Annotated in this window: 19 protein-coding genes; all 19 read right to left on the bottom strand. The window is 66.4% G+C overall.

Features of this window, described 5'->3' with window-relative positions:
* Positions 1-3: 3 nt before the first annotated feature.
* Entirely contained in the window at positions 4-2,514 is a 2,511-nt protein-coding gene (locus tag FS885_RS01785) for an ATP-binding cassette domain-containing protein (protein ID WP_144743297.1), read from the bottom strand.
* A gap of 206 nt (positions 2,515-2,720) precedes the next feature.
* Entirely contained in the window at positions 2,721-3,239 is a 519-nt protein-coding gene (gene rplQ, locus FS885_RS01780) for a 50S ribosomal protein L17 (RefSeq protein ID WP_144743296.1), read from the bottom strand.
* Positions 3,240-3,267: 28 nt separating this feature from the next.
* Positions 3,268-4,212 (bottom strand): DNA-directed RNA polymerase subunit alpha, encoded by a 945-nt coding sequence (locus FS885_RS01775; protein ID WP_144743295.1) that lies wholly within the window; start codon positions 4,210-4,212, stop codon positions 3,268-3,270.
* A gap of 33 nt (positions 4,213-4,245) precedes the next feature.
* Positions 4,246-4,842: a 30S ribosomal protein S4 gene (gene rpsD, locus FS885_RS01770; protein WP_102372528.1), complete on the bottom strand. Its 597-nt coding sequence runs from the start codon at positions 4,840-4,842 to the stop codon at positions 4,246-4,248.
* A 19-nt stretch (positions 4,843-4,861) separates the two neighbouring features.
* Positions 4,862-5,269 (bottom strand): 30S ribosomal protein S11, encoded by a 408-nt coding sequence (rpsK, locus tag FS885_RS01765; RefSeq protein ID WP_144743294.1) that lies wholly within the window; start codon positions 5,267-5,269, stop codon positions 4,862-4,864.
* A 10-nt stretch (positions 5,270-5,279) separates the two neighbouring features.
* Positions 5,280-5,654 (bottom strand): 30S ribosomal protein S13, encoded by a 375-nt coding sequence (rpsM, locus tag FS885_RS01760; RefSeq protein WP_144743293.1) that lies wholly within the window; start codon positions 5,652-5,654, stop codon positions 5,280-5,282.
* Between the two features lie 16 nt (positions 5,655-5,670).
* Positions 5,671-5,784, bottom strand: a complete 114-nt coding sequence (gene rpmJ, locus FS885_RS01755) for a 50S ribosomal protein L36 (protein ID WP_006363204.1) — start codon at positions 5,782-5,784, stop codon at positions 5,671-5,673.
* Between the two features lie 104 nt (positions 5,785-5,888).
* Positions 5,889-6,107 carry a translation initiation factor IF-1 gene (gene infA, locus FS885_RS01750; RefSeq protein ID WP_144743292.1) on the bottom strand — a complete coding sequence of 73 codons (219 nt, stop codon included), beginning with the start codon at positions 6,105-6,107 and terminating at the stop codon, positions 5,889-5,891.
* A gap of 123 nt (positions 6,108-6,230) precedes the next feature.
* Positions 6,231-7,019: a type I methionyl aminopeptidase gene (map, locus tag FS885_RS01745; RefSeq protein ID WP_144743291.1), complete on the bottom strand. Its 789-nt coding sequence runs from the start codon at positions 7,017-7,019 to the stop codon at positions 6,231-6,233.
* Complete coding sequence (locus FS885_RS01740) at positions 7,016-7,642, bottom strand: adenylate kinase (RefSeq protein ID WP_144743290.1); 627 nt, start codon at positions 7,640-7,642, stop codon at positions 7,016-7,018. Before FS885_RS01740 ends, map begins: the two co-directional genes overlap by 4 nt.
* 18 nt (positions 7,643-7,660) lie before the next feature.
* Entirely contained in the window at positions 7,661-8,929 is a 1,269-nt protein-coding gene (gene secY, locus FS885_RS01735) for a preprotein translocase subunit SecY (protein ID WP_144743289.1), read from the bottom strand.
* Positions 8,923-9,372 carry a 50S ribosomal protein L15 gene (rplO, locus tag FS885_RS01730; protein ID WP_144743288.1) on the bottom strand — a complete coding sequence of 150 codons (450 nt, stop codon included), beginning with the start codon at positions 9,370-9,372 and terminating at the stop codon, positions 8,923-8,925. Before rplO ends, secY begins: the two co-directional genes overlap by 7 nt.
* A 2-nt stretch (positions 9,373-9,374) precedes the next feature.
* Entirely contained in the window at positions 9,375-9,557 is a 183-nt protein-coding gene (gene rpmD, locus FS885_RS01725; protein ID WP_144743287.1) for a 50S ribosomal protein L30, read from the bottom strand.
* Positions 9,558-9,559: 2 nt separating this feature from the next.
* Positions 9,560-10,090, bottom strand: a complete 531-nt coding sequence (rpsE, locus tag FS885_RS01720; RefSeq protein WP_144743286.1) for a 30S ribosomal protein S5 — start codon at positions 10,088-10,090, stop codon at positions 9,560-9,562.
* 11 nt (positions 10,091-10,101) lie between these two features.
* Entirely contained in the window at positions 10,102-10,464 is a 363-nt protein-coding gene (rplR, locus tag FS885_RS01715; protein ID WP_102372538.1) for a 50S ribosomal protein L18, read from the bottom strand.
* 69 nt (positions 10,465-10,533) lie between these two features.
* Positions 10,534-11,070 carry a 50S ribosomal protein L6 gene (rplF, locus tag FS885_RS01710; protein WP_144743285.1) on the bottom strand — a complete coding sequence of 179 codons (537 nt, stop codon included), beginning with the start codon at positions 11,068-11,070 and terminating at the stop codon, positions 10,534-10,536.
* 32 nt (positions 11,071-11,102) lie between these two features.
* The gene (gene rpsH, locus FS885_RS01705; protein WP_144743284.1) at positions 11,103-11,501 is read right to left on the bottom strand and encodes a 30S ribosomal protein S8; all 399 of its coding nucleotides are present in this window, start codon (positions 11,499-11,501) and stop codon (positions 11,103-11,105) included.
* 120 nt (positions 11,502-11,621) lie between these two features.
* A complete protein-coding gene (locus FS885_RS01700) occupies positions 11,622-11,807 on the bottom strand; it encodes a type Z 30S ribosomal protein S14 (RefSeq protein ID WP_102372541.1) in 186 nt (61 codons plus the stop codon).
* Positions 11,808-11,885: 78 nt separating this feature from the next.
* The gene (gene rplE / locus FS885_RS01695) at positions 11,886-12,443 is read right to left on the bottom strand and encodes a 50S ribosomal protein L5 (RefSeq protein ID WP_144743283.1); all 558 of its coding nucleotides are present in this window, start codon (positions 12,441-12,443) and stop codon (positions 11,886-11,888) included.
* Between the last annotated feature and the right edge of the window lie 174 nt (positions 12,444-12,617).

Below are 12,617 nucleotides of genomic sequence, written 5' to 3'. Positions count from 1 at the left end.
CGCCTACCCTATCCAGGACATGATAACCGCGAGCGCCATGAGCGCGACGCCCAAGGCGAGCACCGCACGGCTCGCACCGTCGAGCGGCATCGGCCGGGGGCCCCGCCGCGCGGACGAGCCGTACAGGCGCGCGTCCATCGACTCGGCCACGCGGTCCGCCCGCCTGAAGAGGCCCACGACCACCGGCGTGAGCACCGACGCCCACGCCCGCACGCGCCGCAGGACCGAGCCCTCGTCGAAGGCGGCGCCGCGCGCCGCCTGGGCTAGGCGGATGCGCTGCACCTCCTCGCTGACGAGCGGGATGAAGCGGAGCGCCATCGAGAGCATGAGGCCCACATCGCCCACGGGCACGCCCACCCGGGCGAGCGGCCGCATGAGCCGCACGCACCCCTCGGCGAGGGCCGTGGGGGTCGTCGAGGACGATACCGCGAGCGCGAGGCAGACGAGCAGCACGATGCGCGCGACCGCGCCGCCGGCACGCGCCGCGCCCGCCGTGCTGAGCCCCACCGGGCCCGTGAGCGCGATGTCCCCCGAGCCGTCGCACGACACCAGGTTCGCGCAGACGATGAAGACGAGGAGCACCGCGACCGGCCTGAGCGTGCGCGCGAGGCTCTTGAGCGATGCGCCCGAGGCGGCGAGCGCCGCCGTCACGAGGACGGCCCAGAACGCGAGCGCCCAGGGTGCGTGGGCGACGAAGACCGCGACCGTGGCGATGAGCAGGAGCACGATCTTCACGCGGGCGTCGATGCGGCCGAGCGGGGGCGCCGCGGGGGTGCCGGCGGCGTGCTGCGGGCGGTCCTGCACCGGCGCGGCCTCGGGCGCCGTCGCGGCGGCGGGCGCCGCGATGCCGTCGAGTGCCTCGGCGAGGCGCCACGACTCGGGCGGCTCCATGCCGGCGCGGCGGAAGGCCGCCGCAGCGCCCGCGCGCTCCCGCGGCACGCCGGCCCAGACGATGCGCCCCTGAGCGAGCACCGCGACGCGGTCGACCTCGGGCAGCCACTCCTCCAGGTCATGGCTGACCACGATGACCGGCAGGCCCGCGCGGGCGAAGGAGGCGACGAGCCGATGGAGCGACGCGCGCGATGTCGCGTCGAGGCCCGCCGTGGGCTCGTCGAGCACGAGCGCCCCCGGCCCCATGGTGACGACGCTCGCGAGCGCCACGCGCCGCGCCTGCCCGCCCGAGAGCGCGAAGGGGTCCGCCGCAAGCGGCACGTCGAGCCCCAGGCGCGCCGCGGCGTCCGCCACGCGCGCGGCCACCTCGTCCTCCCCAAGACCGAGGTTGCGCGGCGCGAAGGCGAGCTCCGCCTCGACGCTCTCCAGGAAGAACTGCTGCTCGGGGTTCTGGAAGGCGAGGCCCACGTCCCCCGGGCGGGGAGGCTCGCCCAGGACCTCGACCGTACCCGCCGAGGGCTCGACGAGCCCCGCGACGAGGCACGCGAGCGTGGTCTTGCCCGCGCCCGAGCGCCCGGCCACGAGGAGCACCTCGCCCGCGCCGACCGCGAGGTCGGCGTCCTCGAGCACGATGGTGCCGCCGAGCTCCACGCGCGCGCCCTCGACCCGGATGGCGCCGCAGGCCTCCCCGGGGGCCGCGAGCGGCCCGTCCGCCACGCCCCCGCAGGCGCCGAGCACAGCCTCCCGCGCCCCGCGCGGGGCGTCCTCGCTAAGCCACACGGTCAGGTCCTCGGGCTCGGTGCCGCGCGCGAGGTCGTAGCCGAGCTCCACGCAGCGGCGCACGGCGTCGATATAGGGGTTGGCGATGAGCGTCGCGTCCCAGAGGCCGCCGCCCGCGCCCATGAGCAGCTCGCGCGGCGAGCCCTCCCAGACGACGCGGCCGCCATCGAGCGCGACCACACGGTCGCAGGCCAAGACCTCGATGGGGTCGTGCGTGACCAGGGCCACGCCCGCGCCACCCTCGGCGAGCGCGCGGAAGAGCCTCCTCAGGGCCGGGCGGCAGGCGCTGTCGAGCTGGGCGGTCACCTCGTCGAGCACGAGGTACTCCGGCTGCATGGCGAGGATCCCCGCGAGCGCCAGGCGCTGCAGCTCCCCGCCCGAGAGCGAGGCCACCTGCCGCCCGGCGAGGCCCTCGATGCCCGCCGCGGCGAGCGCACGCTCCACGCGGCGGCGGACCTCGCCCTCATCGAGGCCGAGGTTCCTGGGGCCGAAGGCCACCTCGTCGAGCACCTCGGTCGACACGGCCTGGTCATGGGGGTTCTGGCCCACCAGGCCCACCAGATGCCGTATTCCGTCCGTATCCTCAATCGGGGCGGCGCCTGCCCGGGTGACGCGCACCGTGCCCGTATCGAGCGCCTGAGCGCCGCAGAGCACCCGTGCGAGCGTCGACTTGCCCGAGCCGTTACGGCCGATGAGCGCCACGAGCTCCCCCGGCGCCACGCCCGCGCTGACGCCGGCGAGCGCGGGCGCACGGCGCTCCCGCTCGCCTGCGCCCTCGAGCGCGGCGTCGCCGTATGTCACGGTCGCGTCGATGACCTCGAGCATGGCCAACCTCGCCCTCATGGTCCGGGCGCCCGCGCACCGGGTCGCCGCCGTTTGTACGTGCCCCCGCAACGATAGCAGAACGCGCAGACAGCGCGCCCGGCCCGCGCGTCATGCAGAGATTCCCCAGCAATGCCCCGCCGGGCCCGGTCAGGATACCTCCGAGGCACCCGCGCAAAGAAAAAGGGCCCCTTGCGGGGCCCTTGCCAAAACCTTGTGGCAGCCGGTTACTCGGCGGTCTCCTCGGCAGCCTCCTCGACGACCTCGGCGGTCTCGGTCTCGACGACCTCCTCCTCGGCGGGAGCGGCCTCCTCCTCGACCTTCTCGACCTTCTTGGGGGCGACGGCCTTCTTGGGCGCGGCCTTGGCGGCCTTCTTGACCACGGGCTCGCTGACGATCTCGATGATCACCATGCGGGCGTTGTCGCCCTTGCGGGGACCGAGCTTCATGATGCGGGTGTAGCCGCCGTCACGGTCGGCCCACATGCCCTGGGCGGCTTTGTCGAAGACCTCCGCGACGAGCTGCTTGTCGCCGAGCTTGGCGATGGCCAGGCGGCGGGAGTGCAGGTCGCCCTTCTTGGCCCAGGTGATGATGGGCTCGACGTAGCCACGCAGCGCCTTGGCGCGGGTCTCGGTGGTCTTGATGCGGTCGTTCTCGAAGAGCGCCTTGGCAAGGCTCTTCTTCATGGCCTTGGTGTGGCTCGCGTCGGTGCCGAGCTTCAGGCCTTTCTTCTTGTTGTGACGCATGGTCTCGTTTCTCCTCTATGTGCAGAGCCTATGCCTTGAGGCTCAGACCCATCGACTCAAGCTTATCCTTGACTTCCTCGATCGACTTAACGCCGAAGTTGCGGATGTTAAGCAGATCGTTCTCGGAGAACTCCACCAGCTGACGCACGGAGTGGATGCTCGCGCGCTTCAGGCAGTTGTAGGAGCGCACCGAGAGATCGAGATCCTCGATCTGCTTGTCGAGCTCGGCGTTATCGCTCGTGACCTCGGGAGCGAAGATGGAAGCCTCCTCCTCGACCTCGGGGGTCTCGGCGAGGTTCATGAACGCGCTCATGTGCTGGTTGATGATGTTCGCAGCCTGGACCACGGCGTCGCGCGGGGCGATGGCGCCGTTCGTCTCGATCTCGAGGACGAGGCGGTCGTAGTCGGTGTGCTGGCCGACGCGGCACGCCTCGACGAGCTTGGCGCAGCGGCGCACGGGCGAGAACAGCGAGTCGACGTGGATGACGCCGATCGGGTCGTTATCGCGCTTGTTGCCCTCGTAGGACACATAGCCGCGGCCGTAGCCGATGCGCATGCTCATGGTGAGGTGACCGCCCTCGTTGAGCGTGGCGATGTGCTGCTCTGGGTTGACGAGCTCGAACTCGGAGGGGATGAAGAAATCCGCACCGGTGACCTCGCACGGACCATCGACGGAGATGGTGGCCGTACCCTCGCCCGCACTGGTGCCCAGCGCACGGAAGACCAGGCCCTTCACGTTGAGGACGATATCGGTGACATCCTCGACCATGTTGGGGATGGTCATGAACTCATGCTGGGCTCCATCGATCTGAATCGCCTCGACCGCGGCGCCCTCCAGGGAGGACAGGAGCACGCGACGCAGGGAGTTGCCCAGCGTGTCGCCGTACCCGCGCTCGAGCGGCTCAACGGAGACGCGAGCGGACGTCGCATCGATCTCCTCGACTTGAACCTGAGGCCTAATGAATTCTGACATGTATTAACCTCCAGCCTCAGCAGCCCGGATGGACTACTTAGAGTAGAGCTCGACGATGAGCTGCTCTTGGATATCAGTGCTGATCTGCTCGCGCGTGGGCAGCGAGAGCACGTTACCGGAGAGCTTCTCGATATCGACCTCGAGCCAGCCGGGCACCTCGAAGCGCTCGGACTGGATGAGGGCCTCTTTGATGGGAAGGAGGTCGCGATACTTCTCGCCGACGGCGACGACGTCGCCGGGCTTGACCTGGTAGGAGGGGATGTCGACGCGCACGCCGTTCACGGTGAAGTGGCCGTGGGTGACGGTCTGACGGGCCTCGCGACGCGTGCGGGCGAAGCCGAGACGGAACACGACGTTGTCGAGGCGGCTCTCCAGAAGGGTCATGAGGTTGTCGCCCGTGACGCCCTTCATGCGGCGGGCACGCTCGAAGTAGCGGTGGAACTGCTTCTCGAGCACACCGTAGATGAACTTAGCCTTCTGCTTCTCGCGCAGCTGCATGCCGTACTCGGATTCCTTACGGCGGCGCTTGGGCTGACGCTTCGATTCCTTCTTGCTGCTGTAGCCCAGCTCAACGGGATCGACCCCGAGCTGGCGGCAGCGCTTAAGAACAGGAGTCCTGTCGATTGCCATGGTAATGCGATCCTTTCAGTTACACGCGGCGACGCTTCTTGGGGCGGCAGCCGTTGTGCGGGATGGGGGTCTTGTCCTGGATGCTCGTGACCTCGAGGCCGGCGGCCTGGAGCGAGCGGATGGCGGTCTCGCGGCCGGAGCCGGGGCCCTTCACGAACACGGCGACCTTGTGCATGCCGTGCTCCATGGCGGCCTTGGCGCAGGCCTCGGCGGCCATCTGGGCAGCGAAGGGCGTGCTCTTGCGGGAGCCCTTGAAGCCCACCTGGCCGGCGGAACGCCACGCGATGACATTCCCCTGGGGATCGGTGATCGAGATGATCGTGTTGTTGAACGTGGAGCGGATGTGCGCCTGCCCCACGGCGATGTTCTTGCGATCGGCGCGCTTGATACGGGTGACAGCGCCGCGCTTGTTCTTTGCAGTAGCCATCTAGCGCTCCTTACTTCTTCTTCTTTGCACCGATCTGACGCTTCGGGCCCTTACGGGTGCGAGCGTTGGTGTGCGTGCGCTGGCCGCGGACCGGCAGGCCCTTGCGGTGGCGCAGGCCACGGTAGCAACCGATGTCCATAAGGCGCTTGACGTTCTGGTTGCGCTCACGACGGAGGTCGCCCTCCACCATGAGGTGGTTCTCGTCGATGTACTTGCGGAGGACGTCGACCTCCTCGTCGGTGAGGTCGCGGACGCGGGTGTCCGGGTTGATATTAGTCTCCGCGCAGATCTTAGACGCGGTGGTGCGGCCGATGCCGTAAATGTAGGTCAGACCGATCTCGACGCGCTTCTCGCGCGGAAGGTCGACACCATTGATACGGGCCAACTTTCAATCTCCTCTCTTAACCCTGACGCTGCTTGTGGCGCGGGTTCTCGCAGATGACGAGCACCTTGCCATGGCGCCTGATGATCTTGCACTTGTCGCACATCTTCTTGACCGAAGGACGTACCTTCATGATGCTTCCTTTCGGATACGCGAAACACTGCCTACTATCTACTCGTCCAGCCGCAGACGTGAATACCCAAAGCTGGAATGCCCGCTCAGCGGGCGGGGCTGTCGCTACTTGTAGCGATACGTGATGCGCCCGCGCGTGAGGTCATAGGGGGAGAGCTCCACCACGACCTTGTCGCCCGGGAGGATACGGATGTAGTTCATGCGGATCTTGCCCGAGATGGAGCAAAGCACCGAATGACCGTTCTCGAGCTCGACGCGGAACATCGCATTGGGGAGCGGCTCGGTGACCTTACCCTCGAGTTCGATTGCATCTTCCTTTTTCACAGGCACATCTTTCTCTAGGAAACGACAGCAACAGCGAATGATACAACACTTCGTGCTGTACCGTGGATTTTTCGTAATGACTTCATAACTCCCCCGCAGCCGCGCGGGAGGTGGCACTTGGGCTTACATGACCCCGCCCCGGAGCGAGCACCACGGCCCTTGGGCATCCTGCGTGAGGACCACGGGACCGTCCGCCGTGATGGCGATCGTGTTCTCGTAGTGCGCGGCAGGCAGGTGGTCGTTCGTGGTGACGATCCAGCCGTCGGGACCGGTCGAGACGTGGTGCGTGCCCAAGGTGATCATGGGCTCGATCGCGATGACCATGCCCACCTCGAGGCGCACGCCCCTCCCCTTCTTGCCGAAGTTGGGGACGTTGGGCTCCTCGTGCATCACGCGGCCCACGCCGTGGCCCACGTACTCGCGCAGCACCCCGTAGCCGTTCGACTCGGCGAGCGACTGGATGGCGTGCCCGATGTCGCCGATACGGTTGCCCGGCACGGCCTGGGCGATGCCCGCCTTCAGGCAGTCGAGGGTGCACTCGCAGAGCGCCTTCACCTCGGGCGCGGGGTTGCCCACGTAGAAGGTCCAGGCGTTGTCGCCCACCCAGCCGTCCACGACCGCTCCCGTGTCGACGGACAGGATGTCGCCGTCGCGCAGGATCACGTCGGGGTTGGGGATCCCGTGGACCACGGCGTCGTTGAGCGACGCGCAGATGGTCCCCGGGAACCCGCCGTAGCCCTTGAAGGCCGGCTTGCCGCCGTGCATGCGGATGATCTGCTCGGCGAGCTGGTCGAGCTCGAAGGTGGAGACGCCGGGACGCACCATGGCGCCAACGTGGCGGAGCGCCATCTTGGACAGCGCTCCGGCCTTCTTCATCTCCTCGATCTCACGCTCGGATTTGATCTTGATCATAGACCGAGCGCTTCCTTGACGTCCGCATAGACCTCGTCGATGGCGCGGGCGCCGTCGACAGCCTTGAGCAGGCCCTGGCCACGGTAGTACTCGACGAGCGGGGCCGTCGAGTTCTGGTAGACGTCCAGGCGGTTCTGGATGGTCTCCGGCTTGTCGTCATCACGCTGGTACATCTCGCCACCGCAGGAGGGGCACACCGCGTCGGCGGCGGTGCCGGTGTAGCCGCAGGCGCGGCAGGTGCGGCGGGCGGAGAGGCGGTCGATGATGACCTTGGGCTCCACGTCGATGAGCAGGGCGCAGTCGATGGAGCGGCCCATGCCCGCGAGCTCGGAGTCGAGCGTCACGGCCTGGACCGTGTTGCGGGGGAAGCCGTCCAGGATGAAGCCGCGCTGGGCGTCGTCGGCGGCGAGGCGCTCCTTGACCAGGTCGATCACGAGCTGGTCGGGCACGAGCTCGCCGGCGTCCATGTACTTCTTGGCCTGGACACCGAGCTCGGTGCCGCCCTTGACGGCGGCGCGGAGCAGGTCACCCGTCGAGATGTGCGCGACGCCGAACTCGGCGACGAGCTTCTGGGCCATGGTGCCCTTGCCGGCACCGGGGGCTCCCAACAGAACGATGTTCATGGGTGACTCCTCTCTCACTTACTTGAAGAACCCATCGTAGTCGTACATCTTGAGCTGGCCCTCCACCTTGTCGATGGTATCGAGGACCACGCCCACCATGATGAGGACGGACGTGCCGCCGAACGACTGGATGAGCTGGTTGCCGGTCGCCGAGAAGACGATCGACGGGACGATGGCGATGAGCGCCAGGAAGATCGCGCTCGGGAGCGTGATCTTGTTGAGGGCGTTCTTGATGTAGTTCGCCGTGGCGCGTCCCGGGCGCACGCCGGGGATGAAGCCACCCTGGCGCTTCAGGTTCTCGGCCGTCTCATCGGGGTTGAAGATCATCGACGTGTAGAAGTACGCGAAGAACACGATGAGCACCACGTTAAGGATCCAGTTGATCCAGCCCGTGGCGAGCGCGTTGGCGACGGCCTGCACCCAGCCGACGCTGGGGAAGAAGACCGCCAGCTGCGCCGGGAAGTACAGAAGCGCGCTCGCGAAGATGATGGGCACGACGCCCGCGGTGTTGACCTTGATCGGCAGGTAGGTGGACTGGCCACCCATCATGCGACGGCCCACGACGCGCTTGGCGTACTGCACCGGGATGCGGCGCTGGCCGCGCTCGAGGTACACGATGAACGGGATGACGCAGAGGATCACCACGAGGATGAGCGCGGTGATCGCGAGGCCCATCGAGCCCTCCGACATGGAGGCGACGATGGACTGCGGAAGACCGGCCATGATGTTCGCGAAGATGATGAGCGACATGCCGTTGCCGATACCGCGCTGGGTGATGAGCTCACCGATCCACATGATGAGCATCGCGCCCGCGGTGAGCGTGCCGACGATCATGATGTCGAAGATGATCTCGGGCGCGCCCGCGTCGGCGAAGCTGATCCCGTAGCTCTTGAACAGGAACAGGTAGCCGATGGAGTTGAGGATACCCAAGCCGAGCGTCAGATAGCGAGAATACTGGGTGATCTTGGTCTGGCCGACCTCGCCCTCGCGGGCGAGCTCGTGCAGGCTCGGGATCACGCTCTGCAAAAGCTGCATGATGATGGAGCTCGTGATGTAGGGCATGATGCCGAGGGAGAACACCGAGACGTAGCTCAGGGCCCCGCCGGAGAACAGATTCAGCAGCGACATAGCGCCCGAGTCGCCGAAAAGGCCCAGCATCCCCTGGAAGGGGACACCGGGCACGGGAACGTGTGCACCGATGCGGTACACGACGAGCATCGCTATGGTGAAGAGAATCTTATCCCGGAGGTCTTTGACACGGAACGCGTTCTTCAGGCCAGTTAGCACGGGAGCTCGACCTTTCCGCCAGCCGCCTCGATCTTGGCCTTGGCGGCAGCCGAGACCTTGTCGACGCGCACCGTGAACTTCTTGGTGGTCTCGCCCTCAGCAAGAACCTTCACGGGCTGGAACTCCTTCTTGATGATGCCAGCGGCCTTGAGCGCGGCGCCGTCGATCACGGCACCGTCCTCGAACTTCTCGTCCAGGCGGGCGATGTTCACGGCCGCGAACTCGATGCGGCGGGGGTTACGGAAACCCGGGAGCTTGGGCAGACGCATCGCGAGCGGCGTCTGGCCGCCCTCGAAGCCCGAGCCCTTGCCGCCACCGGAGCGGGAAAGCTGGCCCTTCTGGCCGCGACCGGCCGTGGTGCCATGGCCGGAGGAGTTACCGCGGCCGATGCGCTTGCGCCTGTGGGTCGACCCCGGCGCGGGGGTGAGGTCATGAAGCTGCATTGCTACTCCTCTACAATCTCAACAAGGTGCTTGACCTTGAAGATCATTCCGCGGACAGATTCGTTGTCGGGAAGCTCGTGAACACGGTTGATCTTCCCGAGGCCGAGGGCCTTGATGGTCCTGACCTGATCCTGCTTGCAGCCGTTGGTGCTACGGACCTGCTTGACCTTGATGGTGTCTGCCATCTTTAAGCCTCCTTCTTGCCCACGAACATCTCGGAGACCGTGATGCCGCGGCGGGCCGCGACATCCTCAGGGCTCGAGAGCTCCTTGAGGCCCTCGGCGGCGGCCTTGATGATGTTCAGGCCGTTATCGGTGCCGAGCGACTTGGAGAGGACGTTCTTGATGCCGGCAAGCTCGAAGAGGGGGCGCACGGCGCCGCCGGCGATCACGCCGGTACCCTCGACAGCGGGCTTGATGATGATGCGGCCGGCGCCGAAGTGGCCCTCGACCTCATGCGGGATGGTGCCGGTCTCGGTGACGGGCACGTGGAACATGTGCTTCTTGGCGTCGAGCGAGGCCTTGGAGATGGCCAGGGGCACCTCGGCGGACTTGCCCATACCCAGGCCCACGTTGCCCTTGCCGTCGCCGACGACGACGAGCGCCACGAGGGACATGCGGCGGCCACCCTTGACGGTCTTGGCCACACGGTTGATGAAGACGACGCGCTCCTCGAACTCGGAGGCCTCGCGCTGCTTGTTGTCACGATTACGAGCCATGCTCAAACCTCCTAGAACTCGAGACCGGCGGCGCGGGCGCCGTCGGCGAGGGCCTTGACGCGGCCATGGTAGATACGGCCACCGCGGTCGAAGGTGACGGCCTTGATGCCGGCCTCGATGGCGCGCTCGCCAACGAGCTTACCGACCTTCTCGGCAGCCTCCTTGTTCGAGGTGTGGGTGCCCTTGAACTCGGGCTCGAGGGTCGAGGCCGAGACGAGGGTGTGGCCCTTCGTGTCGTCCACGATCATCGCGTAGATGTTTGCGTTGGTGCGGGTCACGCGCAGGCGCGGACGCTCGGGCGTGCCGAAGATCTTCCCGCGGACGCGACGCTGGCGACGCTTGAGGCCGGCGAGCTTCGCTTTGTTCTTATCCATCCTTGAATCTCCTTAGAGGATCTTGCCAGCACCTGACGGGGTGCTGGTCTTACCAGTCGGGCGTACCTACTACTTGGCGGCCTTGCCGAGCTTGCGGCGGATGTGCTCGCCGACGTAGTGGATACCCTTGCCCTTGTAGGGCTCCGGCGGACGCTTGGTGCGGATCTCCGCGGCGACCTGGCCGACCTGCTGCTTGTCGATGCCCTTCACGTGGATGTGCGTGTTGTCGGGCACCTCGAAGGTGATGCCTTCGGGAGCAGGGTAGTTCACGGGATGCGAGTAACCGAGCGAGAGCTCGAGGTCCTTGCCCTTGAGCTGCACGCGGTAACCGACACCGGCGAGCTCGAGGGACTTGGTATAGCCCTCGGACACGCCCGTGACCATGTTCTGGATGAGCGCGCGCGTGAGGCCGTGGCGGGCGCGGGTCTCGCGCTCGTCATCGGGGCGGATCACGGTGAGCACGTTCTCCTCGATGGAGATGGAGAGCTTGCTGTAGATGTCAAGCTCGAGCTGGCCCTTGGGGCCCTTGACGGTCACATGCGAACCGTCGACTGCCACGTCGACTCCGGCGGGAATCTGGACAGGCTTCTTACCGATACGGGACACGGTGTTCTCCTTCCTTCTACTCGCCAGTCGTCTTACCAGACGAACGCGACGATCTCGCCGCCGACGCCGGCCTTGCGGCAGTCGCGGTCGGCCATGACGCCCTTGCTGGTGGAAACGATGGCGGTGCCAAGACCACCGCGCACGCGGGGAAGGTCGCCGACGCCGGCGTACTTGCGCAGACCGGGCTTGGAGATGCGCTTGATGCCGGAGATGACCTTCTGCTTCTTGGGGCCGTACTTAAGGGTGATGTCGAGGGTCTTCTGAGGCACCGTATCCTCGACGGTGTAGCTCTCGATGTAGCCCTCTTCATACAGAACGCGCGCGATCTCGACGAGCTTCTTGCTGCTCGGCATCGAGACCGTGGCCTTGTTCGCAGCATTCGCGTTACGGATACGCGTAAGCATGTCTGCGATCGGGTCAGTGAGGTTCATGCAGATTCTCCTTCGTTCTAGATGAACTCGTGCAACCGGTCCTCGGCCACCCATAGCGGTCGAGCCTGCCGTGCACGCTCTTCCCTGCCCGGGCTGCACTACCCGGACACTGGCAGTGACTTACCAGCTGGCCTTCTTGATGCCGGGAAGCTCGCCTTTGAGCGCCAGCTCGCGGAAGCAGACACGGCACAGGCCGAACTTGCGGTAGACCGAATGCGGACGGCCGCAACGCTGGCAACGGGTGTACGCGCGCGTCGAGAACTTCGGCTCACGCTGCTGCTTGGCGATCATCGATTTCTTAGCCACATTTCCTCCTTACGTAGATATCCACATGCCCCGCAGGCGGCGGGCTCGGTGCCCGCCGCCCGGGTGCGAGGCAAAAAGTTACTTCTTGAACGGGAAGCCGAAACCGTCGAGCAGGGCGCGGCCCTCTTCGTCGGTCTGGGCGGTGGTGACGATGGTGATGTCCATACCGCGGGTGTGGTCCACGGAATCGAAATCGATCTCGGGGAAGATGAGCTGCTCGGTCACGCCCATGGAGAAGTTGCCGCGGCCGTCGAAGCTCTTGGGCGAGATGCCGCGGAAGTCGCGGATACGGGGGATCGCGACGGCGGTGAGGCGGTCGAGGAACTCCCACATACGGTCGCCGCGCAGGGTGACCTTGGCGCCGATCGGCATGCCGGCGCGCAGGCGGAAGGACGCGATGGACTTGCGGGCGCGGGTGACCATCGGCTGCTGGCCGGTGATGGCGCGCAGGTCGCGCACGGCGCCGTCGATAGCCTTGGAATCGGTGGCGGCCTCGCCGACACCCATGTTCACGACGATCTTCTCGATCTTCGGGATCATCATGACGTTCTTGTACTGGAACTTGTCCTGCAGCTGCTTGCGGACCTCGTTCTGGTACTTGGTCTTGAGACGCGGGACGTACTTCTCCTCAGCCATGTCAACTCCTTTGGGGTTTTAAGCACGGGGCTTGGCCACACTGGGTTGTCCTCGTGCCTCCTGCCGCGCCGCGTCCCGGGATGGCTGCCCCGGGGCATGACGAATAGCCGACAGGAGCCGGTCAATACAGGTCGGTATGATACGCGTCTCGCGTGCGAAATGCCAGCAGAATCT

The organism is Enorma burkinafasonensis (genome assembly GCF_902150035.1).
In the GTDB taxonomy this organism is placed as follows: domain Bacteria; phylum Actinomycetota; class Coriobacteriia; order Coriobacteriales; family Coriobacteriaceae; genus Enorma; species Enorma burkinafasonensis.
The sequence above is the reverse complement of the archived record's forward strand: the minus strand, read 5'-3'. Positions and strand labels throughout refer to the sequence as shown.

Bases quoted from the DNA above. Each gene is read 5' to 3' on its own strand.
- rpsE (WP_144743286.1), bottom strand. From the start codon at position 10,090: ATGGCTCGTAATCGTGACAACAAGCAGCGCGAGGCCTCCGAGTTCGAG.
- map (WP_144743291.1), bottom strand. From the start codon at position 7,019: ATGATCAAGATCAAATCCGAGCGTGAGATCGAGGAGATGAAGAAGGCC.
- rpsH (WP_144743284.1), bottom strand. From the start codon at position 11,501: ATGAACCTCACTGACCCGATCGCAGACATGCTTACGCGTATCCGTAAC.
- rplO (WP_144743288.1), bottom strand. From the start codon at position 9,372: ATGCAGCTTCATGACCTCACCCCCGCGCCGGGGTCGACCCACAGGCGC.
- rplR (WP_102372538.1), bottom strand. From the start codon at position 10,464: ATGGATAAGAACAAAGCGAAGCTCGCCGGCCTCAAGCGTCGCCAGCGT.
- rpmJ (WP_006363204.1), bottom strand. From the start codon at position 5,784: ATGAAGGTACGTCCTTCGGTCAAGAAGATGTGCGACAAGTGCAAGATC.
- rplQ (WP_144743296.1), bottom strand. From the start codon at position 3,239: ATGCGTCACAACAAGAAGAAAGGCCTGAAGCTCGGCACCGACGCGAGC.
- rpsD (WP_102372528.1), bottom strand. From the start codon at position 4,842: ATGGCAATCGACAGGACTCCTGTTCTTAAGCGCTGCCGCCAGCTCGGG.
- FS885_RS01740 (WP_144743290.1), bottom strand. From the start codon at position 7,642: ATGAACATCGTTCTGTTGGGAGCCCCCGGTGCCGGCAAGGGCACCATG.
- rplE (WP_144743283.1), bottom strand. From the start codon at position 12,443: ATGGCTGAGGAGAAGTACGTCCCGCGTCTCAAGACCAAGTACCAGAAC.
- FS885_RS01775 (WP_144743295.1), bottom strand. From the start codon at position 4,212: ATGTCAGAATTCATTAGGCCTCAGGTTCAAGTCGAGGAGATCGATGCG.
- FS885_RS01785 (WP_144743297.1), bottom strand. From the start codon at position 2,514: ATGAGGGCGAGGTTGGCCATGCTCGAGGTCATCGACGCGACCGTGACA.
- rpmD (WP_144743287.1), bottom strand. From the start codon at position 9,557: ATGGCAGACACCATCAAGGTCAAGCAGGTCCGTAGCACCAACGGCTGC.
- rpsK (WP_144743294.1), bottom strand. From the start codon at position 5,269: ATGGCTACTGCAAAGAACAAGCGCGGCGCTGTCACCCGTATCAAGCGC.